This is a genomic window from Streptomyces sp. NPDC058665 (genome assembly GCF_042714995.1).
GTDB lineage: Bacteria > Actinomycetota > Actinomycetes > Streptomycetales > Streptomycetaceae > Streptomyces.
Genome location: NZ_JBHXRX010000034.1, coordinates 46,268 through 73,100, shown reverse-complemented (window position 1 = coordinate 73,100; position 26,833 = coordinate 46,268). Strand labels below are relative to the sequence as shown.

Here is a 26,833-nt window from a genome sequence, read left to right as displayed (position 1 = left end):
TTCGGGTAACGGGCGGCGCTACGAGCGTACTTCGAACAGGGGTACCAACTGCTCGACGGGGGTCATCGAGCCGTGCACCCCGACCATCGCGGACTCGCGCGGTTCCTGGACGGACGCGGTGATCACCACGTCGTCGTGGGCGGCGGCCACGACGTCGCCGATCCTCGCGCGCACCCGCTCCTCGACCGTCCCTGGGGGGCCGAACCAGCCGGCGGCTATGGCCTCGTCGCGGCTCGCGACCCAGAACCGGTCCCCCAGCACCTCGCGCCAGACGGTGAGGACGTCGGTCTCGGCGCCCGGGACCGCGTAGACGTGGCGGGCGCGGCCCTCGCCGCCGAGGAGGGCCACGCCGGCGCGCAGCTCCCAGTCCTCGTCGAAGTCGATGCGCGACTCTTCGTCGAAGGGGATGTCGATCATGCCATGGTCGGCGGTGATGTAGAGGGCGGCCCGTGGCGGCAGTTGCTCGGCGAGGCGCTGGGCGAGCCGGTCCACATACATCACCTGGCCGCGCCAGGCGTCGGAGTCCATGCCGAACTTGTGGCCCTTGCCGTCGACCTCGCTGTAGTACGTGTAGACCAGCGACCGGTCCCCCGCGGCCAGTTGGGCGGCTGCCAGGTCCATCCGTTCCTCGCCCGAGAGCAGGCCGTGGAAAGTGCCGCCGCTCAGGGCGATCTCGGTGAGCGGGGTGCGTTCGAAGGTCGGGGACGACACCTGCGCGGTGTGCACCCCGGCGGCGTGGGCGAGCTGGAAGAGCGTGGGATAGGGCTGCCAGACGTGCGGGTCGGTCCACGGGCGCCAGCGGAGCTGGTTCATCAGGGCGCCGGTGGCCGGGTCGCGCACGGTGTAGCCGGGCAGTCCGTGGGCACCCGGCGGTAGGCCCGTACCGACGGAGGCGAGGGACGTCGCGGTGGTGGCGGGGAAACCGACGGTGACCGGCCGGCCGGTGCCGCCGCGTGAGGTGCCCAGCAGCGACGTCAGATACGGCGCCTCGTCCGGGTGGTCCTTGATCTGCTGCCAGCCGAGGCCGTCGATCAGGAAGACGCAGTTGCGGTCGGCCGGGGTGAGTTCGGGGATGACGGCGGCCGGGGCGCCGGCGGCGGTGCCCGGTACGGGAACGCCCTGGCCCGCGAGGAGGGTGGGCAGCAGGTCGGCGAGGGAGCCGCCGCCGTACTCGGGGACGGGCGCGGTGTGCAGGGCGAGCGGCTCGGGGTCCTGCCAGGCGGGCGGCGGGGCGGCCATCAACGGCCGGTCGAGGAAGTGGCCGCGGTGGCTTCGGAGAGCGACTGGGCGAAGACGAGTGTCTGCCGTACGGTGTCGGGTCCGTCACCGGCCTCGCTGACGCGCAGGCTCAGGTCGTCGGCGGTGGAGTTGCCGGTGTAGCCGTGGTCGGCCTCGCAGTTGGGGTCGCCGCAGGCGGCGGGCTCCAGGTCGATGCGGGCGACGGCGCCCCAGCCGATGGTGAGGACGACCTCGCGGGGCAGGGTGCCTGGGGTGTACGACTCGGGGTTCGCGACGACGCGGCTGACCACCACGGACGAGATCCGGTCGAGCTTGACCGACTCGGTCGAGGTGGTGGCGTACGGCGTCGGTGAACTGGTGTCGGCCGCCTGCTCGTCGGTGTGGCTGACGATGAAGCGGTGGGCGGTCAGGACGAGGACGGTGACATGCCGGCGGACCTCGTTGGAGTCGAACGTCGTCTCCTGGTGGACAAGGAATGAGGCGATGGGTTCGCCTCCGACAGCGGCCTCCACCGCTTCGGCCACGAGAGCCGGGTAGTAGCCGCTGCGCTCGATCGCCGTGCGCAGCCCCTGGGTCGTCGTACCGGTCTTCGCCATGTGCCCCATCCTACGGGGGCGCGATGCGTGGCCAGGACCGTGCGGACCTGCTCAGTAGCTGGGCAGGCGGCGGGGGCCGAGGTCGTCGCGGGACGGGGGCGGGGCGAGGCGGACGCTCGCGCCGAGCACGGTGAGGCCGTGCGACGCGACCACCACCGGTTCGAGTGCGACGGAGACGATCTCCGGGTGGGCGTCGACGAGCCGGGACACCCGGAGCAGCAGCTCTTCGAGTGCGGCGGTGTCGACGGGCGCCGAGCCCCGCCAGCCGAAGAGGAGCGGCGCCGTCCGGATGGACCGGAGCAGTTCGGCGGCCTCACGGTCGGTGACGGGCACGAGCCGGTGGGCCAGATCGCCGAGCAGCTCGGAGGCCACTCCCGCCAGCCCGAACGAGAGCACCGCGCCCGCGGCCGGGTCGATGACCGCGCTCACGACGGTGTCCACACCGCGCGGTGCCATCGGCTGGACGACGGGCCGCAGCTCGGCGGGCTCCCCGAGCAGTTCGGTGAGTTCGCCGTACGCCGCCCGCAGCCGCGCCTCGTCGGCGAGGTCGAGCCGTACGCCGCCGAGGTCGGCCCGGTGGCGCAGATGCGGCGCGGTGGTCTTGAGCGCGACGGGGTAGCCGAGCCGGGCCGCCGCCTCAACGGCGTCGTCGGGGGTGGGCGCGGGCAGGGTGGGGCGTACGGCGATCCCGTACCGCCCGAGCAGTTCGCGGGTGTCGTCGTCGCCGAGGCACGTACCGAGCGGGTCGGTGGAGGACGCGTCGCCGAGCAGCCGGTCGATGAGCGCGGCGGCCCCGCTCTCGTCGATGTCGTCGTACTCGGGCACCTTGCCGGGTTCGGCGGCCTTCCTTCGCCACTGCCCGTAGGTGAAGGCCTGGCTGAGCGCGCGTACGGCGCGCTCGGCGGCCGGGTAGGCGGGGATCCGGCCGGGGGCGGTGTCATCGCCCGGGGCGGTCTCCCGCGCGGGGTCGTCGTCGGGGGCTGGCGGGCGCGGCCGGGTGACGGTGCCGGGCACCGGAACGGGGCGGACGGCGGGGCGGGCGGACGCGTCGTCCGCGGGCGCCGGCTCCGGGCCCGGTGCGGGCTCGGGCTCGGGCTGAGGCTCCGGTACGGGCACCGGCTCGGGCTGAGACCCGCCGCCCGGACCCGGCATCGGTCCCGGGCTGGGGGCCGTCGTGGTGGCCGCCGAGAGCGCCTTCGCCAGGCCGCCGATCTCCACATGGACCACGGCCACCGGCTTCGCCGGGGACGCCGACGCCGCCTCGCGCAGCGCCGCCGCCAGGACCTCGCCGTCGCCCGACTCCATCGCGCCGCCCTCCCCGACCCAGGGGATCGCCGTGACGACGACCGCGTCGCAGCCCGGGTCCGCCAGCGCCGAGGCCAGCGCCGTACGGAAGTCCTCCGGGCGCGCCGATGTCGTGAGGTCGAGCGGGGGCAGCGGGCGCAGGCCCTCCGTCAGGCAGGCGTCGTACGTGAGGAGGCCCAGCGACTCAGAGTTGCCGAGGATCGCCACGTGCGGTCCCCGCGGCAGAGGCTGGGACGCGAGCAGGACGCCGGCGTCCACCAGCTCCGTGACGGTGTCCACGCGGATCACCCCCGCCTGGCTGAGCAGCGCCGAGACCGTGGCGTCCGGGATCGTGCCGACCGGCACCGCGTGCCCCGGCGGCGCGCTGCCGCTGTGCCGCGCGCCCTTCGCGACGACGACGGGCTTCGCCGCCCCCGTACGCCTGGCCAGCCGTGTGAACTTCCGTGGGTTGCCGATGGATTCGAGATACAGCAGGACGACGTCGGTGTCCGGGTCGTCGTGCCAGTACTGGAGGAAGTCGTTGCCCGAGACGTCCGCGCGGTTGCCCGCCGAGATGAAGGTGGACAGGCCCGCGCCGCGCCGGACCAGCCCCGCGAGCAGGGCGATACCGATCGCGCCCGACTGGGTGAAGAGGCCGATCCGCCCCCGGTCGGGCGACTCAGGCGCGAGCGAGGCGTTGAGGCGGACGGGCGGCGAGGTGTTGATGATCCCGAACGCGTTGGGCCCGATGACCCGCATCCCGTACGAACGCGCCTGCCGCACCAGTTCGCGCTGCCGCTCCAGTCCTTCGGGCCCGCTCTCGCCGTAACCGGCGGACAGGACGACCAGTCCCTGGACGCCGTGTTCGCCGCAGTCGGCGACGACGTCGGGCACGCGTTCGGCGGGGACGGCGACGACCGCGAGGTCGACGGGCTCCTCGATCTCCGCCAGGGAGCAGACGGCCGGGACGCCGTCGATCTCGGTGAGTTCCGGGGGCAGAGCCACGTTCACCGCGTACACGCGCCCGGTGAAACCCCCGTCCAGGAGATTGCGCAGCACGGCTCGCCCGACGCCGCCCGCGGTGCGCCCGGCGCCGACGACGGCCACCGACGACGGGCCGAGGAGCCGTCGCACGGAGCGGGCCTCGGCGCGCTGCTCACGGCCGCGCTGGACGGCGAGCGACTCGGCGGTCGGTTCGAGGTCGAGGACGAGACGGACCGCGCCGTCCTCGAAGCTGCGTTTCTGGGTGAACCCGGCGTCCCGGAACACCTTGATCATCTTGCTGTTGGCGGGCAGCACCTCCGCCGCGAAGCGCCGGATACCGCGCTCGCGAGCCACGGCGGCGATGTGTTCGAGGAGCGCGGAGGCGATGCCGCGCCCCTGATGCGCGTCCTGGACGAGGAAGGCGACCTCCGCCTCGTCGGCGGGGGCCGACGCGGCCCTGCCGTCGCTGTCGACGCGGTCGTAGCGGACGGTCGCGACGAACTCGCCGTGGACGGTCACCGCGAGGCCCACCCGGTCCACGTAGTCGTGGTGGGTGAACCGGTAGACGTCCTTGTCGGAGAGCCGGGGGTAGGGCGCGAAGAAGCGGTAGTACTTCGACTCGTCGGACACCTGCTCGTAGAAGTTGACCAGCCGCTCGGCGTCGTGGGTGGTGATGGGGCGGACGCGGGCCGTGCCCCCGTCGCGCAGCACCACGTCTGCTTCCCAGTGAGCGGGGTACGCGTGCTGCGACGGCGGCGTCATGACACGAGCCTACGGCGCGCACATGGGTAGCGGCGGTTACCCGGCCGGGGCAGGCTGGGGGTGCCGCACCGGGCCGTTCCGGGGCACATGAGACACTGGTCTAGACAACAACTGTGACTTGAAGGGCAACACCATGGCTGAGCGCCGCGTCAATGTCGGCTGGGCCGAGGGCCTGCACGCCCGTCCCGCCTCCATCTTCGTCCGGGCCGCCACGGCTTCCGGCGTTCCGCTTACCATCGCCAAGGCCGACGGCAGCCCGGTCAACGCGGTGTCGATGCTCGCCGTGCTGGGGCTGGGCGCGCAGGGCGGCGACGAGATCGTCCTGTTCTCCGACGCGGACGGTGCGGAGATCGCGCTGGACCGGCTGGCGAAGCTGGTCGCCGAGGGTCTGGACGAGCTGCCCGAGACCGTCTGAAGCGCGAGCGCACGTTCCTGGCACGTATGGCGAAGGCCCCGGCAGGATGCCGGGGCCTTCGTCGCGTGGTGACTAGACGTTCACGCCGTGGGAGCGCAGATACGCGACCGGGTCGATGTCGGAGCCGTACTCCGCGGTCGTCCGCGCCTCGAAGTGCAGGTGCGGGCCGCTGGAGTTGCCGGTCGAGCCGGAGAGGGCGATCTGCTGCCCCGGGGCGACGCTCTGGCCGATGGAGACGCCTATGGACGAGAGGTGTCCGTACTGGGTGTACGTGCCGTCGTTCATACGGATGACGATGTTGTTCCCGTACGCGCCGCCCCAGCCGGCCTCGACGACGGTGCCCGCGCCGACGGCCACGACCGAAGTGCCGGACGCGGCACGGAAGTCGACGCCGGAGTGGCTGCCGGAGGACCAGAGCGCGCCGCCGGTCCTGTAGCCGGTGGTGAGCGAGGAGCCGGCGACCGGGAGCCGGTAGGAGTTGAGGCGCTCGCGCTCGGCGGCCCGTGCCGCGCGCTCCTTGGCGGCGCGGAGTTCCTTGGCGCGGGCCTCCGCCTTGCGCTTCGCCTCGGCCTTGGCGCGCGCGGCGGCCTTGGCCTCCGCCTTCGCTTCCGCGGCCTCTTCGGCTGCCGCCCGCTGCGCGTCGGCCTGGGCGTCGATCTTCGCGGCGAGCGAGTCGTCGATGACGATGGCACGGGGCGGGGCCTCGGGGACGGCCTCCTGGGCGAGGGTCGCCTCCGCGTCGGCGGCGAGCGCCGGGGATGCGAGGGTGCCGATGACACCGGCCGCGGTGAGGGACGCGGCTCCGGCGAAGTTCGCACCTCTGCGCGTCATTCGGTTCCGGGCACGGTGCTTCCCGGTGGCACGGGTGAACGCCATTGAGGTGGCTGGTCCTTTCCTTCCTTCTCGCCTACCGGGCAGGGCCTGGCTGACGGGTTCGGAGCAGGAAGGTCTCCTACGGGGGTCCTCCGCGCATGGCGAAGGGCGCCCGATTCACCCCAGGGACAGGTTGGGTCCCCGGCTCCCCAGGCTCGCGCCTGACGGGGACTCGGCGATGGCTGTCCGGTGCCGCGGACGCGGCGGGCTCTGACGAACAGCCGGACCGACGCTAGGCGTTCATCTTTCAATCACCAAACGGACAGCCCGTTTTGTAGCGCACGCCACAGGGCATTCGGGCAACCCACCCATAAATACGGACAAATAAGGGAACCCCGGCGACAAGTTCGTCACCGGGGTTCCCTTTGTCCTGATTCCCGTACGGGATCGTGCCGTCAGCCGGTGACGACCTTCACCTCGCCGATGTCCAGCGCCTCGACCGGCTCCCGGATCACCGAGGCGTCCCCGACGAGCACCGTGACGAGCCGGTCGCCCGGGAAGGCGCTGACGACGGCGGCCGTCGCCTCGACCGTGCCGGTCTCGGCCAGGCGCGCGTACAGCCGCGCCTGGAAGTCGTCCGGCAGGTGCTGTTCGACCTGGTCGGCGAGCGTGTCCGCGACGGACGCGGCCGTCTCGTACTTCAGCGGCGCGACCCCGACCAGATTCTGTACGGCCGTCTCACGCTCGGCGTCCGTCAGGCCTTCGGCCGCGAGCGTACGCAGGACCTTCCACAGGTCGTCCAGCGCGGGCCCGGTCGACTCGGTGTCCACAGACCCGCTGATGGCGAGCATGGAGGCGCCCGTGCCCTCCGGGTCGGAGCGCAGCACCTGCGCGAAGGCCCGCACGCCGTACGTGTAGCCCTTCTCCTCCCGCAGCACCCGGTCGAGCCGGGAGGTGAGCGTGCCGCCCAGGCAGTACGTGCCGAGCACCTGGGCCGGCCAGACGCGGTCGTGCCGGTCGGGGCCGACGCGGCCGATCAGGAGCTGGGTCTGTACGGCTCCGGGCCGGTCCACGATCACGACACGGCCGGTGTCGTCGGCCGTCACCGGCGGCACGGGGCGCGGCTCGGAGGTGTCGCCCGTCCAGTCGCCGAGGGTCTCGGCGAGCAGGGCGTCGAGGTCGACACCGGTGAGGTCGCCGACGATCACCGCGGTGGCGGTGGCGGGGCGGACATGCGCCTCGTAGAAGGCCCGGACGCCCTTGGCGTCGATGCGTCCGACGGTCTCCTCGGTGCCCTGGCGCGGGCGCGACATGCGCGAGGTCTCCGGGAACAGCTCTCTGGAGAGCTGCTTCGCCGCGCGGCGGGCCGGGTTGGCCTGCTCGTGCGGGATCTCGTCCAGCCTGTTCGTGACGAGCCGGCCGACCTCGCTCTCGGAGAACAGCGGCGCGCGCAGGGCGTCGGCGAGCAGGCCGAGCGCCTTGGGCAGCCGGGAGACCGGGACCTCCAGCGAGACCCGTACACCGGGGTGGTCGGCGTGCGCGTCCAGCGTGGCGCCGCAGCGCTCCAGCTCGGCGGCGAACTCCTCGGCGGTGTGCTTGTCGGTGCCCTCGGACAGGGCGCGGGCCATGATCGTGGCCACGCCGTCCAGGCCGTCGGGCTCGGCCTCCAGCGGGGCGGCGAGGGAGATCTCGACGGCCACGACCTGCTGGCCGGGGCGGTGACAGCGCAGCACCGTCAGGCCGTTGGGCAGCGCGCCGCGCTCGGGGGCGGGGAACGCCCAGGGCCTGGCCTCTCCCGCGGTCGGCTGCGGGTGGAACTCCATGGTCACGGCAGCGTCGGTCACTGGTCCGCCCCCTCGTGCTCGTCGGTGGTCTCGTCGGCGGCGGCGTCCTCGTCGTCGGAGGTGACCGGCTCGTAGACCAGCACCGCCCTGTTGTCCGGGCGCAGCCGGGCCTCGGCCACCGCGCGCACCTCGTCGGCCGTGACCTCCAGCACCCGCTGGACGGCGGTCAGTGCCAGCTGCGGGTCGCCGAACAGCACCGCGAACCTGCACAGTTCGTCCGCGCGGCCCGCGACCGTACCGAGCCGGTCGAGCCATTCGCGCTCCAACTGGGCCTGGGCGCGCTCCATTTCCTCGTCCGTGGGGCCATCGGCCGCGAACCGGGCCAGCTCCTCGTCGACCGCGGCCTCGATCTGGGGCACCTCGACGCCACCGGAGGTCTTCACGTCCAGCCAGCCCAGCGAGGGCGCGCCGGCCAGGCGCAGCAGTCCGAATCCCGCCGACACGGCCGTACGGTCACGGCGCACCAGGCGGTTGTGGAGACGGGAGGACTCGCCGCCGCCGAGGACGGTGAGCGCCAGATCGGCGGCGTCGGACTCGCGGGTGCCGTCCTGCGGCAGCCGGTAGGCGGCCATCAGCGCGCGCGCCGGGACCTCCTCGCGGATCTCCTCGCGCAGCTGCTCGCCGATGATGTCGGGCAGCGAGCCGTCGCGCGGCGCCTGCTTGCCGTCGTGCCCCGGGATCGAGCCGAAGTACTTCTGGACCCAGGCGAGGGTCTGCTCGGGATCGATGTCGCCGACGACCGAGAGCACCGCGTTGTTCGGCGCGTAGTACGTACGGAAGAACTGCCGCGCGTCGTCGAGGGTCGCCGCGTCCAGGTCGGCCATCGAGCCGATCGGGGTGTGGTGGTACGGGTGGCCCTCGGGGTAGGAAAGCGCTGTCAGACGCTCGAAGGCGGTGCCGTAGGGCACGTTGTCATAACGCTGTCGGCGTTCGTTCTTCACTACGTCGCGCTGGTTCTCCATCCCCTCGTCGTCCAGGGCGGAGAGCAGCGAGCCCATGCGGTCGGCCTCCAGCCAGAGGGCGAGCTCCAGCTGGTGGGTGGGCATGGTCTCGAAGTAGTTGGTGCGCTCGAAGCTGGTGGTGCCGTTGAGGGAGCCGCCGGCGCCCTGCACCAGCTCGAAGTGACCGTTGCCCTTGACCTGCTTCGAGCCCTGGAACATCAGGTGCTCGAAGAGGTGGGCGAGGCCCGTACGGCCCTTGACCTCGTGGCGTGAGCCGACGTCGTACCAGAGGCAGACCGCGGCGACCGGGGTCAGGTGGTCCTCGGAGAGCACCACGCGCAGTCCGTTGGCGAGCCGGTGCTCGGTCGCTGTCAGGCCGCCGGAACCGGCCTGCGCTGTGGCCGTGTGACCCATGGGCATGTACGTCCCTTCGATCGCGATACGGAGAAGTCCTGCCACTGTATGCAAGCGTGCCGACGCATGGCGAAGTTCCCGTGCCGGGCGAAGCGGCGTCCACTCGCCAAGCGCTTGCGAAACGGTGCCCCGGACGGTTCAACGACGGGTCGAGGTCCGCGTTGTCAGTCCGGCGGGCCACAATGGTGCGGTCAAGTTCCCGAAGTTGCCCGCCCAGACCCGCACAGACCTGTGAAGGAGCCGCAGCAGCGATGGCCCGCCGCAGCACGAAGACCCCGCCGCCCGAGGACTTCGAGGAGAAGATCCTCGACATCGACGTGGTCGATGAAATGCAGGGCTCCTTCCTTGAGTACGCGTATTCGGTGATCTACTCCCGGGCCCTGCCCGACGCCCGGGACGGCATGAAACCGGTGCACCGCCGCATCGTGTACCAGATGAACGAGATGGGCCTGCGGCCCGACCGCGGCTATGTGAAGTGCGCCCGGGTCGTCGGCGAGGTGATGGGTAAATTGCACCCGCACGGGGACGCGTCGATCTACGACGCCCTCGTCCGGATGGCGCAGCCGTTCTCCATGCGGCTGCCGCTGGTCGACGGGCACGGGAACTTCGGCTCCCTCGGCAACGACGACCCGCCGGCCGCCATGCGGTACACGGAGTGCCGGATGGCTGACGCCACGTCACTGATGACGGAGTCGATCGACGAGGACACCGTCGATTTCCAGTCGAATTACGACGGCCAGGAGCAGGAACCGGTCACGCTGCCGGCCGCGTATCCGAATCTTCTGGTCAACGGCGCCTCCGGGATCGCCGTCGGCATGGCGACGAACATGGCGCCGCACAATCTGGGCGAGGTCATCGCCGCCGCCCGCCATCTGATCAAGCACCCGGGCGCCGACCTGGAAACGCTGATGCGGTACGTGCCGGGGCCCGACCTGCCCACCGGTGGCCGGATCGTGGGTCTCCAGGGCATCAAGGACGCGTACGAGAACGGGCGCGGGACGTTCAAGATCCGCGCCACGGTCACCGTTGAGGACGTCACCGCGCGCCGCAAGGGCCTCGTCGTCACCGAACTGCCGTTCACCGTGGGCCCGGAGAAGGTGATCGCCAAGATCAAGGACCTGGTCTCGGCGAAGAAGCTGATGGGCATCGCCGACGTCAAGGACCTCACGGACCGGGCGCACGGGCTGCGCCTGGTCATCGAGATCAAGAACGGGTTCATCCCCGAGGCCGTGCTGGAGCAGCTCTACAAGCTGACGCCGATGGAGGAGACCTTCGGCATCAACAATGTGGCGCTGGTGGACGGCCAGCCGCTGACGCTGGGGCTCAAGGAGCTGCTGGAGGTCTATCTCGACCACCGGTTCAACGTCGTACGCAGGCGCAGCGAGTTCCGCAGGACCAAGCGGCGCGACCGGCTGCATCTGGTGGAGGGGCTGCTCGTCGCGCTCCTCGACATCGACGAGGTCATCCGCCTCATCCGCTCCAGCGACAACTCGGCGCAGGCCAAGGAGCGGCTGATCGAGCGCTTCTCGCTGAGCGACGTGCAGACGCAGTACATCCTGGACACGCCGCTGCGCCGGCTCACCCGCTTCGACCGGATCGAGCTGGAGAGCGAGCGCGACCGGCTCAACGGCGAGATCGACGAGCTGACCGGGATCCTGGAGTCGGACAGCGAGCTGCGCAAGCTCGTCTCCGCCGAACTGGCCACGGTGGCGAAGAAGTTCGGCACGGACAGGCGCACGGTGCTGCTGGAGTCGGGCAGCTCGCCGGTCGCCGCGGTGCCGCTGGAGGTGGCCGACGACCCGTGCCGGGTGCTGATGTCGTCCACGGGGCTGCTGGCGCGTACGGCCAACGGCGGGCCGCTGGGCCCCGGCGACGGCAAGCGGGTCAAGCACGACGTGATCATCTCGGCCGTGCCCGCGACGGCGCGCGGCGAGGTCGGGGCGGTCACATCGACGGGGCGGCTGCTGCGGATCTCCGTCATCGACCTGCCGCAGCTCCCGGACACCGCGTCCGCGCCGAACCTGGCGGGCGGGGCGCCGCTCGCGGAGTTCCTGACGCTGGAGCCTGACGAGGAGCTGGTCGCTCTGACGACGCTGGACGAGTCCTCGCCCGGTCTCGCGCTGGGCACGCTCCAGGGTGTCGTCAAGCGCGTCGTCCCCGACTACCCGTCCAACAAGGACGAGTTGGAGGTCATCAGCCTCAAGGAGGGTGACCGGGTGGTGGGGGCGGCCGAGCTGCGTACGGGCGAGGAGGATCTGGTCTTCATCACCTCCGACGCCCAACTCCTGCGCTACCAGGCCTCGCAGGTCAGGCCGCAGGGCAGGCCGGCCGGAGGCATGGCGGGCATCAAGCTGGCGGACGGCGCCTCGGTGATCTCGTTCACGGCGGTCGACCCGGCGGGCGACGGGGTCGTCTACACGGTCGCGGGTTCGCAGGGCACGCTGGACGATTCGGAGACGACGGCGAAGCTCACGCCGTTCGACCAGTACCCGCGCAAGGGGCGGGCCACCGGCGGGGTGCGCTGCCAGCGGTTCCTCAAGGGTGAGGACGTGCTGGTCTTCGCCTGGGCGGGCGCGGCCCCGGCGCGGGCGGCGCTGAAGAACGGTTCACCGGCCACGCTGCCGGAGGTGGATCCGCGCAGGGACGGTTCGGGGACGCCGCCGCCGTCGGTCGTCGCCTCCCTGGCGGGTCCGGCGAGCTGACGCGGAGACGCTCAGACGCCGAGACGCTGAGACGCGGGCGCTCAGACCGGGTCGGCGGCCTCTTCGGCCGCCGGCTCGGACCGTACGTAACGCAGGACGCCCCACATCGCCGTCTCGTCGGCGCCCTTCGCGGCGTCCTCGTCGGTGAGGGCGCAGAGCGTCAGCTCCTTGCCGAGCGCGTCGCGGTCGATGCCGGTGCCGATGAGGACGAGCTGGGTGCGGCGCCCGGCACCCCGTGGCCAGGGCTCCGGGTAGAAGCGCAGGAAACGGCCGACGGCGTGTACGGCGTACCGGTTGTCCGGGTCGGCCGCGCCGAAGTCCACGAAGCCCTTGAGGCGGTAGACCCCCTCCGGCCGTGAGTCGAGGAAGGCCATCAGCCGGCGCGGATCCATGGCGGCCGGTTCGTCGTACGACAGGCTCTCGTACGCGGCGTGCGGATGGTACGCGTGCGCCTCCCCCTCCTCGGCGTGCAGGTCCTCGAAGGAGAGCTGCCGGACCTTCTCCTCCTCGGCCGGGCGCGTGGCCGGGTCCAAGAGCAGCCCCGGATCGATCCTCCCGTACGACGCGGAGACCACCGCGGCCCCCGGCCCGAGTTCCCCGATCACCCCGCGGACGCGCTCGTGTTCGACGGGTGTCACGCGGTCGGTCTTGTTGAGGACGACCAGGTCGGCGATGGCCAGATGCCGGTCGGTCTCGGGGTGGCGCCGGCGCGTGCTGTCGAACTCGGCCGCGTCCACGACCTCGACGAGCCCGCCGTACACGGTGCGCGGATTGTCGCCGGCGAGGATCATCCGGACGAGTTCCTGCGGCTCGGCGAGGCCGCTCGCCTCGATGACGATGATGTCGATCCGGGCGGCGGGGCGGCTGAGCCGTTCCAGATAGCCGTCCAGTTCGCTCGCGTCGACGGCGCAGCACAGACAGCCGTTGCCCAGGGAGACCGTGGATCCCACCTGGCCCGCGACGGTCATGGCGTCGATCTCGACGGCTCCGAAGTCGTTGACGACGACGGCGATACGGTTGCCGGCCCGGCGCCGCAGAAGGTGGTTGAGCAGGGTCGTCTTGCCCGAGCCGAGGAAGCCCGCGAGGACGACCACCGGAATCTGTCTGCCGGCCGTGCTCGGATCCAAGACCGCGCTCCGTCTTCCTCGGGGGGGGACGGGCAGAGCGGTGCGCCTGCCCGCTCCAGGATAGGAGCGGGCAGGCGCACCCCTGCGACGGGTCCTCCGGCCCGCTCCCGTTCGGCCGCGGAGTCAGCTCCGCAGCCAGGCCGCGGTGTCCTGCGGCAGCCTCCCCTCGTCGTCCAGGGGGCCGCTGGTCAGCAGAACGCTTGTGTGGCCGGGGAGCTCCGTGGGGGGCCCGGCGAGATTGACGACGCAGATCAGGCCGTCGGTACGGGTGAAGGACAGCACGCCGGGGCCGGCCGGCAGCCAGGTCAACTGGGCGCCCGCGTAACCGGATTCGGTGTCCCCGGACGCCCGTGCCACGGCGAATCCGGGCTCCGTACGGCGCAGCCGCAGGGCCTGCCGGTAGAGGCTGAGCATCGAGTGCGGGTCGCCCGCCTGGAGGTCCGCGGCGTACTTCGCCCAGGACTCCGGCTGCGGCAGCCACGGCTCGGTGTCTCCCCCGAAGCCGGCGTACGGCGCGTCGGCCGTCCAGGGCAGCGGTACGCGGCAGCCGTCGCGGCCCGGATCCGTACCGCCGGAGCGGAAGTGCATCGGGTCCTCGATGCGCTCGCGCGGGATGTCGGCCTCGGGCAGGCCCAACTCCTCGCCCTGGTAGACGTAGACGGCGCCGGGGAGCGCCAGCGAGAGCAGCGCCGCGGCGCGCGCCCGTCCGGTGCCCAGCTCCAGGTCGGTCGGGGTGCCGAAGGCCTTCGCGGCGAAGTCGAATCCGGTGTCCTCGCGCCCGTAACGGGTCACGGTGCGGGTCACGTCGTGGTTGCAGAGCACCCAGGTGGCGGGGGCGCCGACCGGGGCGTGCTCGGCGAGTGTGTCGTCGATGGCGGTCCGCAGCAGGCCGGCGTCCCACGGGCTGGACATGAAGCTGAGGTTGAAGGCGGTGTGCAGTTCGTCGGGGCGCAGATAGCGGGCGAAGCGTTCGGCGTCGGGGAGCCAGACCTCGCCGACGAAGATGCCGCCGTACTCGTCGGCGATGGCGCGCCAGGAGCGGTAGATGTCATGGAGTTCGTCGCGGTCCACGAACGGGTGGGCGTCGACCCCCGGCGTGAAGTCGGGCAGTCCGGGGTCCTTGGCGGGCAGGACGGCCGAGTCGATCCGTACGCCCGCCACTCCCCGGTCGAACCAGAAGCGCAGCACGTCCTCGTGCTCCCTGCGGACCGCCGGGTGGGCCCAGTTGAGGTCGGGCTGTCCGGTGGCGAAGAGATGGAGATACCAGTCACCGTCGTCCAGCCGGGTCCACGGGACACCGCCGAACTCGGACACCCAGTTGTTCGGGGGCAGTTCGCCGTCGGCCCCCCGCCCCGCACGGAAGTGGAAGAGCTCGCGCTCGGGGCTGCCGGGGCCGGCCGCCAGCGCGGCCTTGAACCAGACGTGCTGGTCGGAGACATGGTTGGGAACGATGTCGACGATCGTGCGGATGCCCAGCTCACGGGCTTCGGCGATCAGTTTCTCGGCCTCGGCGAGGGTGCCGAAGGCGGGGTCGATGGTCCGGTAGTCGGCCACGTCGTAGCCGCCGTCGGCGAGGGGCGAGAGATACCAGGGCGTGAACCACAGTGCGTCCACGCCCAGTTCCACCAGATACGGCAGCCTGGACCGCACGCCGGCGAGATCACCGGTGCCGTCGCCGTCGCCGTCGGCGAAGCTGCGTACATAGACCTGGTAGATGGCGGCGTCGCGCCACCATTCGACGGTGGCCTCGGCCGGCTGGTTGGCTGCCACGTGACGGTCCTTTCGGGCAGGTGGGACTCCGCCGCCGGCCCCCGGACAACGGGGACTGGGTGAGTGGACCGGCGGCGGAGTGCTGGTGAGGTAGGGGCTTGCGGGGCGGGGAGGGGGTCAGCCCTTGACGCCGCCCGCGGTCAGACCGCTCATGATGTTGCGCTGGAACAGCAGGAAGATGAGCAGTGTCGGGACCGACGCGATGGTGAGCGCGGCGATCAGGACGTTCTCCGGTACCCCGCTCGCGAGCGAGTAGATCCCCACGTTGAGGGTTTGTTTGCTCGGGTCGGGCAGTGTGAGCATCGGCCAGAGGAAGTCCTTCCAGACGCCCACGACCGCGAAGATCGACACAACTCCGAGGATCGGCCTGGAGATCGGCAGCACCACGGATCTCAGGGTGCGCGTCGCCGACGCCCCGTCGATGGCCGCCGCGTCCAGCAGCTCCCTCGGGATCGAGTCGAAGAATCTCTTGAGCAGGAAGATGTTGAAGGCATTGGTGACGGACGGCAGCCAGATCGCCCAGGGCGAGTTGAGCAGGTTCCGTTCGACGATCGGTACGTCGAGCACCGTCAGGTACTGCGGTACGACGAGGACGGTCGCCGGGATCATCAGCGTCATCAGCATCAGGCCGAGGATGGCCTTGCCGAAGACCGGCCGCAGCTTGGAGAGCGAGTAGGCGGCGGCCACATCGAAGATCAGCTGGAAGGCGAGCGCGCCGAAGGCGTAGTACAGGGTGTTGAAGAGCAGCTTGGCCAGGTCCATGACCTTCCACGCCTGCTCGTAGTTCTCCGGGTGCACGGAGGTGGGGAAGGCCGTCGGCGGGCTCTGCACCACTTCCTGGGTGGTCTTGAGTCCGCCGGTGACCATCCAGTAGAGCGGCCCGAGGAAGACCAGGGTGAAGAGGAGGACCACCAGGGCGAAGACGATCCAGTAGACGGTCCTGCCGCGGGATCTGCCGAGCTGGGCCGGTGAGATCAGGGTCCGCGGGCGGGCGACTTCGACGGTGGCGGCTCGCTTGGCGGCCCGGCTGCGCCGGGGTATGAGCGTGTTCGCTGTCATGCCTTGACCCCCTAGTCTTCGCTGCCGCGGCTGAGTCGCACGTACACCGCGGAGAAGCCCGCGAGGAGTACGAGCAGGACGAGTCCCAGTGCCGCCGCACTGCCGTAGTTGTTGAAGTTGAACGCGTACTGGTAGATGAGATAGACGACCGTCGTCGTCGACCCTTCCGGTCCCGCCCCGTTGGTGAGCAGGAACGGTTCGGTGAAGACCTGCATCGTCGCGATGATCTGCATGAGCAGCAGCAGCGAGAGAATGAGTCTGGTCTGCGGGATGGTGACGTGCCAGATCTTGCGGAGGATTCCCGCGCCGTCGAGTTCCGCGGCCTCGTACAGCTCACCGGGAATTCCCTGGAGCGCCGCGAGATAGATCAGGGTCGCGCCGCCCATGTTCATCCATGTCGCCGCGACAACCACGGAGACCATGGCGGTGTCGGTGTCCTGGAGCCACTGCTGGGCAGGGAGGCCGAAGACTTCCAGGATGCGGTTGAACAGGCCGTATCCGGGGTCGTAGAAATATTTGAAGAGCAGCACGGAGGCGACCGGCGGAAGCATCACCGGGAGATAGACGAGCAGCCGCAGATATCCCTGGCCGTGCCGGAATTCGTTGAGTACGACGGCGATGACGAACGGGACGACGAATCCGAGCAGCAGCGCGAGAACGGTGAACAGGAGTGTGTTGCGCCACGCCTGCCAGAAGACGGGGTCGTTGAAGATGTACGTGAGGTTGGACCAGCCGGCCCAGGTGGTCTCTCCGTTCTCGTTCTTCTGGAAGGCCAGGATGAATTCCCTGACCATCGGATACCAGGAGAAGAACGAGAAGCAGAGTACGGCTCCGATCAGGAACCCGTGCGCCGAGAGATTGCGGCGTACGGACCGTTTGAACTCCTCGCGGGCGGAGTCCGTCCGGTGGGAGCCGGGACGTCCGGGGCGGGACGGGGCCGTCTCGCTCTTGGACAGGGTGGGGGCCGACATGGTCTCTCCTCGGTGCCGGTGCGCGGACTCGTTGGCTCGCGGTCGGACGGAGTTGGGGTACGGGGCCGGTCCGGGTCCGTACGAAGCGGCCCGAGGCGGGACCGGGTCCGCGTGACCCGGCCCCGCATGTCCGTTACTGAGCCGCCAGGACTTGGTTGACCTGCTGCTCGGCGGTCGACAGCAGCTTGTCGATGTCCGCGTCCTCGTTGGTCAGCACTCCCGACATGGCGACGTCGAGGATCTTGTAGATCTCCTGCGCCTTCGGCGGCTCGGCCTTGCCCTTGACCGGGTTGTCCATGAAGGGCTTGAAGTTCTCGACCGGCATCGTGGCGTGCTCGGCGCGCTGGGCGTCGTCCTTGGTCTTGGACTCACCGAGCCAGAAGTTCGGCTGGGGCAGTCCGACGGGGAGCTTGTCGGCCTTGCTGCGCTCCCACTCGAACTGGCCCTTGCCCGGGGTGAGGAACTTGAAGTTCTGCCAGGCGATGGCGGCCTTGATCTTGTCGGGCGAACTGCCCTTCTTGATCATGTAGTTGTTGCCGCCGAAGAGGGTCGCCTTGGCGCCGGGGATCGGGCCCATGCCGAAGTTCTCGTACTTGGCGCCGAGTTGCTGGACCATGTACGTGATGTCGTCGGGAGCCGCGAGGAACATGCCCAGCTTGTCGGTGGCTATCTGCTTCTGCAGGTCGCCCCACTTGAGCAGCTGGGTCTTGCCCATGCTGTCGTCCTCCCACCGCATGGTGTGGAGGTTCTCCAGGACCTGCTTGCCCAGGTCGGTGTTGAACGCGGCTTTCTTGCCCGTGGGATCGACCACGTCGCCGCCGAGGCCGTAGATCGATGCGGTGAAGTGCCAGCCGCCGTTGTTGCCGGCGCTGTACTCGCCGAAGCCGGAGACGCCGCCGCCGATTCCGGCGATCTTGTCGGAGGCCGTACGGACCTCTTCCCAGGTGGTGGGAGGCGAGTTGGGGTCCAGTCCGGCCTCTTCGAAGAGCTTCCGGTTGATCAGCAGACCCATGGTGTAGTTGCTGGTCGGCAGGCCGTAGAGCTTGCCGTCCTGCTTCAGCACGTCGAGGACGTTGGGGTCGATGTCCTTCAGCGCGGGCACGGACTTGTCGTTGACGTAGGCCGAGATGTCCTCGGCACCGTCGTTGTCGAGCACCTGCTGGAGGTCGGTGAAGTACGTGTAGTACACGTCGGGCTGGGACTTGGCCTTGAGCATCGCGGTGAAGCGCGGCGGCTCCAGACACTGCCCCGGCGTGGACTTTCCGTCGATCCTGACGTTCGGGTACGTCTTGTTGAACTCCTTGACGTCCTCGTTCCACTCCTTCAGCTCCGCCGCTTTCGCGGCCGGCGGCATGCAGTCGATCGAGAGCGTCACCTTGGCCTTCGGGTCCAACGGCGCTGACGGGTCGGACGACCCGCCGCCGGAGTCACCGTCGTCGTCGCTACTGCTACTGCTCGTGCCGCAGGCGGCGAGAGTCAGGGCGAGCACGGTGACAATGGCGGCCGCGGCGGTGCGGTCGATACGGCGATTACGGCGGAACCCAGCACTTCTCATCGATGGTCCCCTTCGGGCATGAGCGTGGAAGGCCCACGGCTGAAACTCTGCCGGGGCGCGGCACACTCAACCACCGTCGACAGGGGACCGCAAGATCTCGCGCCGTTTTCGTAAAAGTTTGACAGCCTTCCGCATCGGCCACGACCCGTACCTGGGCCCGGAGTTGGACGCCGACTAGCGCGGCGACTGCGCCGTGGAGCCCCTGACGACCAGCTCCGGCTCGAACAGCAGCTCGCCGGGCGGCACCGCGCCGCCCTGGATCTGGGCGCACAGCAGCTCCACCGCCGCCCGCCCCATGGCCTCGATGGGCTGACGGACCGTTGTCAGCGGCGGCTCGGTGCAGTTCATGAAGGCCGAGTCGTCGTACCCGACGACGGAGACCTCGCCGGGGACGTCCAGACCGCGCCGGCGGGCCGCCCGTACGGCTCCGAGCGCCAGCGGGTCGCTCGCGCAGATGATGCCGGTGACGCCCCGGTCCAACAGCCGTGCGGCGGCGGCCTGTCCGCCTTCCAGGGAGAACATCGACCGCTCGATGAACTCCTCCGGCAGGGACTCCCCGGCCGCCTTCACGGCCGCGACGGCGGCGGCGAGCTTGCGCCGTGAGGGGACATGGTCGGACGGGCCGAGGACGAGGCCGATGCGCTCGTGCCCCAGCGACGCCAGATGCCGCCACGCCTGCTCGACGGCGACGGCGTCGTCGCAGGAGATGGTGGGGAAGTCCAGGTTCTCTATGGGCGCGTTGATGAGCACGACCGGGATCTTGCGCTCGTGGAGCTGCCGGTAGTGCTCGTGGGGAGCGTCCGCCTGGGCGAAGAGACCGCCGGCGAACACGACCCCGGACACCTGCTGCTGGAGCAGCAGTTCGACGTAGTCCGCCTCGGAGACGCCGCCCTTGGTCTGCGTGCACAGGACGGGGGTCAGGCCCTGCTGCGCGAGCGCGCCGCCGATCACCTCGGCGAAGGCCGGAAAGATCGGGTTCTGGAGCTCGGGCAGGACCAGGCCGACCAGTCTGGCGCGCTCGCCGCGCAGCTGCGTGGGCCGCTCGTACCCCAGCACGTCCAGTGCGGTCAGCACGGACTGGCGGGTGGCCTGGGAGACTCCCGGCTTGCCGTTGAGCACCCGGCTGACCGTGGCCTCGCTGACCCCAACCTTCTTCGCCACCTGAGCAAGTCGTCGCGTCATGCACGCAAGACTAGCGCAAGCGATGCAAGCTACTTACTTCTCAGCGTAAAGTCCCAGCACAGCCGTGGTGCCACCCGGGAGCCCCTGGCGGCACCACGGCAGGGTGCCGTGCGCTACGGGTTGATATTGATCTTGAAGTTGGGCGTGGTGTTCTTCACGTCCAGAGCGTTGCCGCTCATCCTCAGACCGTTGAACGTGACCTCACCGACCGCGGGACCCTGCCCCGCCTCCGGCATCTCGTTCGCCCACAGCCCGAAGCCCGACTTGGCATCGTAGGCGTCACCGCTCTTCTTCGCACCGGTGATCGAGATGTCGCTGAGGACGGTGTCCTTGATCGGGAACTGCGGTTGCCCACCTACGTAGTTGGTCTGGAACATGACCCCGCTGTACGTCGGGTCGACAATGTCCACGTTGTTGATCCGGATGCCCTGGAACACCTTGGACGCGGAGAACAGCCAGATCCCGGGGAACGTCTGCGCGCCCCAGAAGTGACCGCCGGCTCTGACGATCGACACGTTCTCGATCGTCGTGGGCTCGGTCCCGAAGCCGTTCATCGGGTAGCCGAAGTCCAGCGAGCTGACCGTGATGCCCGAGTAGACGAGCGTGTCCGCGATGTGGATGTTGCGGAAGGTGTTGTCGAAGCCGCCGTAGACGGCCACACCCGCCGCGCGCCAGGTCAGGATCGACGTCAGGTTCTCGTAGACGTTGTCCTTCATGTCCGCGCCGCCGGCGTCGATCGCCGAGAAGAGCGCGAAGCTGTCGTCTCCCGTGGCCCGCGCCTCGTTGTTGGTCACGAGGTTTCCGGTGCTGCCGTTGGTCATGTTGATGCCGTCGGCGAACATGTCGCGGATACGGGAGTTCTTGATGGTCATGTCATCGGTGTTCGCGCCCCAGTAGAGGCACACCATGTGCTCGTTCCAGATGTTGTCGATCTCGATGTCGCGCACGTTCGAGAAGTCGAACACCTTGCCAGGACCGTCGATACGCGAGGTGTAGTTGCCGAAGTACGCGAAGTTCTTGAACGACGAACCCGCGGCGGCGGCCTCTGCCCGGAAGCCGATGTCGGTGTTGTCCTGCGTCGACGGCGCGTGGAACTTGGTGTACCAGGGACCGGCGCCGATCACCTGCACGGGCTTGCCGTACACCTGGAACTTGCTGGCCGTCTGGTAGTCACCGGCGGGCAGATAGACGCCCTTCAGGGTGCCCGTGTTGTCCATCCGGACCCGGTCCAGGGCGTTCTGCACGTCCTGGTGGGTGAAGCCGGCCGGGACCGTGTACGTGGCGGGGTCCGGGTTGGCGACCGGTGCGACCTGCTCCAGGTTGATGAAGTCGATCGCGTAGGTGGTGTCGTTGGCCGCGTCCTTCTGCAGCTTGATCTTGCTGCCCGCCGGGACGGTCCTGCCCAGCATCACGTTCGCCTCGTCGTAGATATGACGGGGCGCGCCCTGGCCCGGGGAGTTGCCAGGACCGGCCTCGGCGCCGTACAGCCAGGCGTACTTGGACGTGAGGTCGATCGCCTTCAGGAAGACGCCGTCCACATAGACGTTGAGTGTGGAGTCGCGGCCCCCGCCGCCCGCCGAGTCGGGGATGGAGAACCGGGTCACCAGCGTGTTGGTGCTGGCCCGGGTGGTGAACTCGACGAACTCGCCGGTCGCGTCGAGGTTGACGGCCCTGCGGCCCGACGCCTCGCCCGCGATGTCGCCGATCGTCCGGTTGGGACCGACCTTCGTCGCGCCGCCGCCGGTCGTGCCGTCCTCGGCCTCGTACATGTCGAACGGCATGTTGGCGCCGCGCCCGACGAAGAGCGGCTGGGTGCTGGTGTTGTTCTCGCGCTTGACCGGCACCTCGTTGGCGTCGTCCGCGAGGACGACCCGCACGGTGTACGAGCCGTTGGCGGCGGTCCAGGTCCCGAGCGGGACCGGCGCGGTGGTGGCGCCCGCCGCGATGGCTCCGGTGTGCGCGCCGGTGAGGGTCCGGACCGTGGCGCCCTCGGAGTTGAGCACGGTCAGGGTGATGCCGTGGCTGCCGCCCGCAGAGGCGACGGTGCCCTGGTTCTTGACCGTGACGGAGAAGTTGACCGTGTCACCGGCCGCCGGGGCTGACGGGGAGGAGCCGAGAGTCGCCACCAGGTCGGAGCTGGCGACCGGCTTCACCACCAGCGGGGAAGCGGCGGTGAAGGTGTTGTTGGTCTCGTTCTGCTCGATCACCGCGTCCGCCACGTCGGCGACCGCGCTGAGCTCGTAGCTGCCGGCGTCACGCGGTCCGATCGCGGCGCTGACGTTCGCCGACGCGCCGGGGGCGAGGGTGCCCACCGCCGCCGTGCCGACCTTGGAGTCACCGAGGCGGAATTCCAGCGAGCTCGCCGCCGCCGCGACCGTGCCGTTGTTGCGTACCGTCGCCGACAGCGTGATCGGGTTGGACTCGACCGGCTCGGCGGGCGCCGCCGTCACGGCCGTGACCTGGAGATCCGGGTTGGGCGCCGGCTCGCCGAGCACCTGGAACTCGGCCACCTGGCCCGCGCCGGCACCGGTGTTGGAGGTGAACCTGAGCTGGACGTCCGCGACGTTGCCGGAGACCGGGATCGTCACCTGGTTCCCGGAGGCCGGGTTGAACGCGTAGTCCTTCGCGGCGGCCAGGCTGGTGAAGCCCGTGGCGCTCTGCTCGCGCCCCAGCACCTGGATGTTCTGGGTACGCGCTCCCCAACCGCTGTCCGGGTTGAGCTTGACGACGACGCTCTCGGTGGAGGCGTTGGCGCCCAGCTTCACGGTCAGCGTGTTGGGGTAACTGCCCCCGGCGCCTTCCCAGTAGGTCGACGTCGAGTTGTCGTTGGCGTTGGCCGCGACAAACGTGTGGATCACGGAGGAGGCGCTGATCGGCTTGCCGACGGCGAGGTTGGAGACCGAGCCGGTGCTGCCGGTGCGGACGACCGTGTTGCTGTTGCCCGACCGGTTGCCCGCCGCGTCCCTGGCCCGTACGAAGTAGGAGACCGTCGTGCTGGCCGGCTGGGTGTCCGTGAAGGTCAGGACGTTGCCGGCGACGGTGTCGCGCAGCACGTTGTTGGCGTAGATCTCGTACCCGGTGACCGCCGTGTTGTCGCTCGACGCCTGCCATGTGAGCCTGACCTGGGTCGGCGACGGCGAGGTGTGGGCGAGGCCGGTGGGCGCGGTCGGGGCCTGGGTGTCGCCGCCCGCCGGCTTGCGGGTGACGGTGTTGCTGTTGCCCGACTGGTTGCCGGCCGCGTCCTTGGCCCGTACGTAGTACGAGACCTCGGCGTTGCCGGGCTGGGTGTCGGTGAAGGTGGTGACATTGCCCGCGACGCTGGTGCGGAGCACGTTGTTGGCGTAGATGTCGTAGCCGGTGACCGCCGTGTCGTCGGTCGACGCCTTCCAGGTCAGTCTGATCTGACCGGAGGCGGGCTCGGTGTACGCCAGCTCGGCGGGCGCCGTCGGGGCCTGGGTGTCGCCCGTCTCGGGGCCGTAGATCTCCAGCTCGGAGACCTGGGCGCCGGGCTGCTCGGAGTTGGCGGTGACCAGGACCCGTACGTAACGCGTGGTGGTGGCGTCGAAGGGGATCGTCACCGTGTTCCCGGAGCCGGGCGCGAACTGGTACGCCTTCGACGCGGTCAGGTCCGTGAAGTCGGTGCCGTTGGCGCTGCCCTGGAGTTTGAGGGTCTGGCTTCTGGCGCCCCAGCCGTCGGGGAGCTTCAGCACGACGCTGTTGACGCGTACGGAGGAGCCGAGGTCGGCCTGGAGCCACTGCGGGAAGGCGCCGTTGCGGCTCTCCCAGTAGCTGGCCTTGTTGCCGTCGTTGGCGTTGGCCGCCGCGTACACCTCGGTGTGGCTGCTCTCGGTGAGCGTCCGGCCCGCGGCGAGGTTCACCGACGCGGCCGCTGCCTTGTGGACCTGGAGCTCGGCGAGCTGGCCCGCGGAGGCCACCGAGTTCTTGGTGATGTTCACGCGGACGAAGCGCGCCCGGGTGGCGGGGAACGAGACGCTGACCTCGTTGGCCTCGCCCGGACTGAAGGTGTACGAGGCCGAGGTCTTCAGCGTGGCGAAGCTGGTGCCGTCGGCGCTGCCCTGGACGGCGAGGGTCTGCCTTCTGGTCTCCCAGTCCGCGGGGAGCTTCAGGGTGACCTGGTCGATCCGGGCCACGGAGCCGAGATCGGTCTGGACCCACTGGGGGAGGCTCTTGCCGGAGCCCTGCCAGTACGTCGACCGGTTGCCGTCCACGGCCATCCGGGCGGAGTGGTCGCTCGATGCGCTGCTCGCCGCCGCGGTACTGCCCGCGGCGATGTTGGGACCGTCGGCCGCCGAAGCGGTGAGCGACGGCCAGCCGACCATCAGGAGACTGGTGGTGACGACGGCGGAGAGCGCCCGCCATCTCCAGCGGTGAGATCTCATGTATCCCCGATCTTCGGCCTCGGCGCGGGGGCGGCGAGGCGCGGCTCTGTCTGCATGGCTGGTGCCACCTGGCTGGTGCGACAAGCGTTTCTGCACTGACGAGAGGGATCTTTTGCGTTGCGCGGTCAGAGAGTTGCAGAGAAATTCGAGAGCGTCCACCAGTCCGACAGCACCAACTCGGCCGTTCTCTGGCTCGAAAGCACCCAAGACGGACCCACCAGCTCCTATCAGTCAGCCTTCCACCGAACTTTCAGCAGGCCGCAAGCGGGCCGCAAATCACGTAAGTCATTTGCGTCATTCTGGAATTTTCAGATAGACACCTGCGCCGTCTACCGTTCTTGACCATGAGTGCCGGACCGACGACCTCGCAGCGACGGCGGCGATTCGGCTGGCCACGGCGCGTCTTCTCACAGGTGCTGCTGATGCAGCTGGCCATCGCCGCGGGCACCGCCGTGCTCGCCACCGGACTCTTCCTCAGACCGCTGAGCGACCAGCTCGACGACCAGGCGATGCGCAGGGCGCTCGCGATCGCCGAGACGACCGCCTCCGAGCCGGTCGCCGACGCGCTGCTGGCGTCGCGGCCCTCGGTGGACGGGCCGGTGCAGGCGGAGGCCGAACGCATCCGGCAGGCCACCGGCGCCGAGTATGTCGTGATCATGGACAGACGCGGAGTGCGCTGGTCGCACACCGACACCGGCCAGATAGGCCGGGTCGTCTCCACCGACCCCAGCCAGGCCATCGCCGGCAAGGACGTCATGGAGATAGACAGCGGCACCCTCGGCCGCTCGGCGCGCGGAAAGGTCCCGCTGCGCGACGGGTCGGGGAAGATCATCGGCGCCGTCTCGGTGGGCATCGCCTACGACAGCGTCCGGACACGTCTGCTGGCGACGATCCCCGGACTCCTCGCGTACGCGGGCGGCGCCCTGGCCGTCGGCGCGCTGGCCGCGTATCTGATCTCCCGACGGCTCCAGCGGCAGACCCACGATCTGGCCTTCTCCGACATCTCGGCGCTGCTCGCGGAGCGCGAGGCCATGCTGCACAGCCTGCGCGAGGGAGTGATCGCCCTCGACGGGACCGGGCGGATCCGCCTGATGAACGACGAGGCACAGCGGCTGCTGGGCCTCGGGCCCGAGGCCACCGGACAGCCGCTCGACGTGGTGCTCGGCCCCGGGCGTACCACCGACGTGCTGGCGGGCCGGGTGGCCGGCGACGACCTGCTGACCGTGAGCGGCGGCCGGGTCCTCATCGCCAACCGGATGCCGACGGACGACGGCGGCGCGGTCGCCACGCTCCGTGACCGTACGGAGCTGGAACAGCTGGGCCGTGAGCTGGACGCCACACGCGGGCTCATCGACGCGCTGCGCGCCCAGGACCACGAGCACGCCAACCGGATGCACACGCTGCTGGGACTGCTTGAGCTGGAGATGCACGACGAGGCGGCGGAGTTCGTGACCGAGGTCGTCGGGGTCCACCGGGCCACCGCCGAGCAGGTCACCGAGCGGATCCACGATCCGCTGCCGGCCGCGCTGCTGGTCGGCAAGGCCACCGTCGCCGCCGAGCGGGGCGTCTCGCTGCGCATCTCGCCCGCCACCCTGCTGCCCGACCGGCTCGTCGACCCGCAGGGGCTGGTCACGGTGCTCGGCAATCTCGTGGACAACGCGCTGGACGCGGCGGCCGGCTCCGATGACGCGCGCATCGAGGTGGAGGTACGGGCCGAGGGCCGTACGGTCGTCCTGCGGATCTCCGACAGCGGTCCCGGAGTCCCGCCGGAGCGGCGCGAGTTGGTCTTCACCGAGGGCTGGACGACGAAGCAGCCGCCCTCGCACGGGCGGCGCGGGCTGGGCCTCGCCATGGTGAGCAGGCTCGCCGAGCGTCAGGGCGGCAGCGCGCGGGTCGCCGAATCCGCCGACGGGGGCGCGGAGTTCACCGTCGTACTGCCTGAGGCGCTGGCCGACCCACTGGAGCCGGGCACGGCGGGGGACACCTCGCCGGAGACCGGGGACGCCGCGCCGGCGGACGGCTCCGTACGCCCTCCGGCGGGGCCCGTCACCACAGGAGAGACACGATGATCGACGTACTGGTCGTGGACGACGACATCCGGGTCGCCGACATCAACACCGCGTATGTGGCGAAGGTGGCCGGCTTCCGGGTCGTCGCGAAGGCGCATTCGGGGGCGGAGGCACTCACCCGGCTCGCCGAGCGGCCCGTCGATCTAATCCTTCTCGACCACCATCTGCCCGACCGCAACGGCCTCTCGGTCGTACGGGAACTGCGCGGGCTCGGCCACCTGGCCGACGTGATCATGGTGACCGCCGCGCGCGATGTCGCCACGATCCAGTCGGCGATGCGCCACGGGGCGCTCCAGTACCTGGTCAAACCGTTCAGCTTCGCCGGACTGCGCACCAAACTGGAGGCGTACGCGAGGCTCCGCCGCAAGCTGGAGAGCGGCGGCGAGGCCGAACAGGCCGACGTGGACCGGATGTTCGGCGCCCTGTCGGCCCCGGCCCCGCCGCCCGAACTGCCCAAGGGCCACTCGCCGTACACCGCCGAGGTGGTACGGCAGGTGCTGCTCGGCGCCGAAGGGCCGCTCTCGGCGCACGAGATCGCCGAGAGCGCGGGCATGAGCCGGCAGACGGCGCAGCGGTATCTCAAGCTGCTGGAGCGGGCGGGGCGGGTACGGCTCAGCCTCCGGTACGGCGAGACGGGCCGCCCCGAGCACCGGTACGCGTGGGCGGCGAGCGGCTGAGCCGGGGCGGCCTGAGCGTGTCTTTCGGA

Annotated in this window: 17 protein-coding genes and 1 riboswitch; of the genes, 4 read left to right on the top strand and 13 right to left on the bottom strand. The window is 70.3% G+C overall.

All coding sequences use genetic code 11. From position 1 onward, the window contains the following. Positions 1–18: 18 nt before the first annotated feature. The 3 genes from ACFWV8_RS22680 to ACFWV8_RS22670 are packed head-to-tail and all read right to left on the bottom strand — an operon-like array spanning position 19 to position 4,865. Positions 19–1,239 (bottom strand): alkaline phosphatase family protein, encoded by a 1,221-nt coding sequence (locus ACFWV8_RS22680; RefSeq protein WP_384205266.1) that lies wholly within the window; start codon positions 1,237–1,239, stop codon positions 19–21. Beyond that, positions 1,239–1,835, bottom strand: coding sequence for a DUF5998 family protein (locus ACFWV8_RS22675; protein ID WP_329380547.1), 597 nt, complete (start codon positions 1,833–1,835; stop codon positions 1,239–1,241). Before ACFWV8_RS22675 ends, ACFWV8_RS22680 begins: the two co-directional genes overlap by 1 nt. 51 nt (positions 1,836–1,886) lie before the next feature. Beyond that, positions 1,887–4,865 carry a GNAT family N-acetyltransferase gene (locus ACFWV8_RS22670; RefSeq protein ID WP_384205259.1) on the bottom strand — a complete coding sequence of 993 codons (2,979 nt, stop codon included), beginning with the start codon at positions 4,863–4,865 and terminating at the stop codon, positions 1,887–1,889. Positions 4,866–4,998: 133 nt separating this feature from the next. Between ACFWV8_RS22670 and ACFWV8_RS22665 the strand changes: the two genes are divergently transcribed. After that, entirely contained in the window at positions 4,999–5,280 is a 282-nt protein-coding gene (locus ACFWV8_RS22665) for an HPr family phosphocarrier protein (protein WP_384205256.1), read from the top strand. Between the two features lie 72 nt (positions 5,281–5,352). Here the strand turns inward: ACFWV8_RS22665 and ACFWV8_RS22660 are convergent, their stop codons facing one another. From ACFWV8_RS22660 to ACFWV8_RS22650, 3 genes are all read right to left on the bottom strand, one after another. Next, positions 5,353–6,156: a M23 family metallopeptidase gene (locus ACFWV8_RS22660; protein ID WP_384205250.1), complete on the bottom strand. Its 804-nt coding sequence runs from the start codon at positions 6,154–6,156 to the stop codon at positions 5,353–5,355. A 14-nt stretch (positions 6,157–6,170) separates the two neighbouring features. Further along, a riboswitch (cyclic di-AMP (ydaO/yuaA leader) is annotated at positions 6,171–6,341 on the bottom strand. A 207-nt stretch (positions 6,342–6,548) separates the two neighbouring features. Next, a complete protein-coding gene (locus ACFWV8_RS22655; RefSeq protein WP_384205354.1) occupies positions 6,549–7,916 on the bottom strand; it encodes a M16 family metallopeptidase in 1,368 nt (455 codons plus the stop codon). A gap of 17 nt (positions 7,917–7,933) precedes the next feature. Further along, entirely contained in the window at positions 7,934–9,298 is a 1,365-nt protein-coding gene (locus tag ACFWV8_RS22650) for a pitrilysin family protein (protein ID WP_329392215.1), read from the bottom strand. A 245-nt stretch (positions 9,299–9,543) separates the two neighbouring features. Between ACFWV8_RS22650 and ACFWV8_RS22645 the strand changes: the two genes are divergently transcribed. Then, positions 9,544–11,994 carry a DNA topoisomerase (ATP-hydrolyzing) subunit A gene (locus tag ACFWV8_RS22645; protein WP_384205245.1) on the top strand — a complete coding sequence of 817 codons (2,451 nt, stop codon included), beginning with the start codon at positions 9,544–9,546 and terminating at the stop codon, positions 11,992–11,994. Between the two features lie 41 nt (positions 11,995–12,035). Here the strand turns inward: ACFWV8_RS22645 and ACFWV8_RS22640 are convergent, their stop codons facing one another. From ACFWV8_RS22640 to ACFWV8_RS22610, 7 genes are all read right to left on the bottom strand, one after another. Then, positions 12,036–13,121, bottom strand: a complete 1,086-nt coding sequence (locus ACFWV8_RS22640; RefSeq protein WP_384205238.1) for a CobW family GTP-binding protein — start codon at positions 13,119–13,121, stop codon at positions 12,036–12,038. A 123-nt stretch (positions 13,122–13,244) separates the two neighbouring features. Beyond that, entirely contained in the window at positions 13,245–14,891 is a 1,647-nt protein-coding gene (locus ACFWV8_RS22635) for an alpha-amylase family glycosyl hydrolase (protein WP_384205232.1), read from the bottom strand. 117 nt (positions 14,892–15,008) lie between these two features. Further along, positions 15,009–15,950 carry a carbohydrate ABC transporter permease gene (locus ACFWV8_RS22630; RefSeq protein ID WP_384205227.1) on the bottom strand — a complete coding sequence of 314 codons (942 nt, stop codon included), beginning with the start codon at positions 15,948–15,950 and terminating at the stop codon, positions 15,009–15,011. 11 nt (positions 15,951–15,961) lie between these two features. Continuing rightward, the gene (locus tag ACFWV8_RS22625) at positions 15,962–16,921 is read right to left on the bottom strand and encodes a carbohydrate ABC transporter permease (RefSeq protein ID WP_384205220.1); all 960 of its coding nucleotides are present in this window, start codon (positions 16,919–16,921) and stop codon (positions 15,962–15,964) included. Positions 16,922–17,054: 133 nt separating this feature from the next. Then, the gene (locus ACFWV8_RS22620) at positions 17,055–18,476 is read right to left on the bottom strand and encodes an ABC transporter substrate-binding protein (protein ID WP_384205213.1); all 1,422 of its coding nucleotides are present in this window, start codon (positions 18,474–18,476) and stop codon (positions 17,055–17,057) included. A gap of 174 nt (positions 18,477–18,650) precedes the next feature. Further along, the gene (locus ACFWV8_RS22615; RefSeq protein ID WP_329380577.1) at positions 18,651–19,658 is read right to left on the bottom strand and encodes a LacI family DNA-binding transcriptional regulator; all 1,008 of its coding nucleotides are present in this window, start codon (positions 19,656–19,658) and stop codon (positions 18,651–18,653) included. A 113-nt stretch (positions 19,659–19,771) separates the two neighbouring features. Further along, positions 19,772–24,058 carry a discoidin domain-containing protein gene (locus ACFWV8_RS22610; RefSeq protein WP_384205204.1) on the bottom strand — a complete coding sequence of 1,429 codons (4,287 nt, stop codon included), beginning with the start codon at positions 24,056–24,058 and terminating at the stop codon, positions 19,772–19,774. A gap of 344 nt (positions 24,059–24,402) precedes the next feature. Between ACFWV8_RS22610 and ACFWV8_RS22605 the strand changes: the two genes are divergently transcribed. Both ACFWV8_RS22605 and ACFWV8_RS22600 read left to right on the top strand, forming a co-directional pair. Then, entirely contained in the window at positions 24,403–26,127 is a 1,725-nt protein-coding gene (locus tag ACFWV8_RS22605) for an ATP-binding protein (RefSeq protein ID WP_384205198.1), read from the top strand. Continuing rightward, positions 26,124–26,804, top strand: a complete 681-nt coding sequence (locus tag ACFWV8_RS22600; protein ID WP_384205192.1) for a response regulator — start codon at positions 26,124–26,126, stop codon at positions 26,802–26,804. Before ACFWV8_RS22605 ends, ACFWV8_RS22600 begins: the two co-directional genes overlap by 4 nt. The last annotated feature ends 29 nt before the right edge of the window (positions 26,805–26,833 follow it).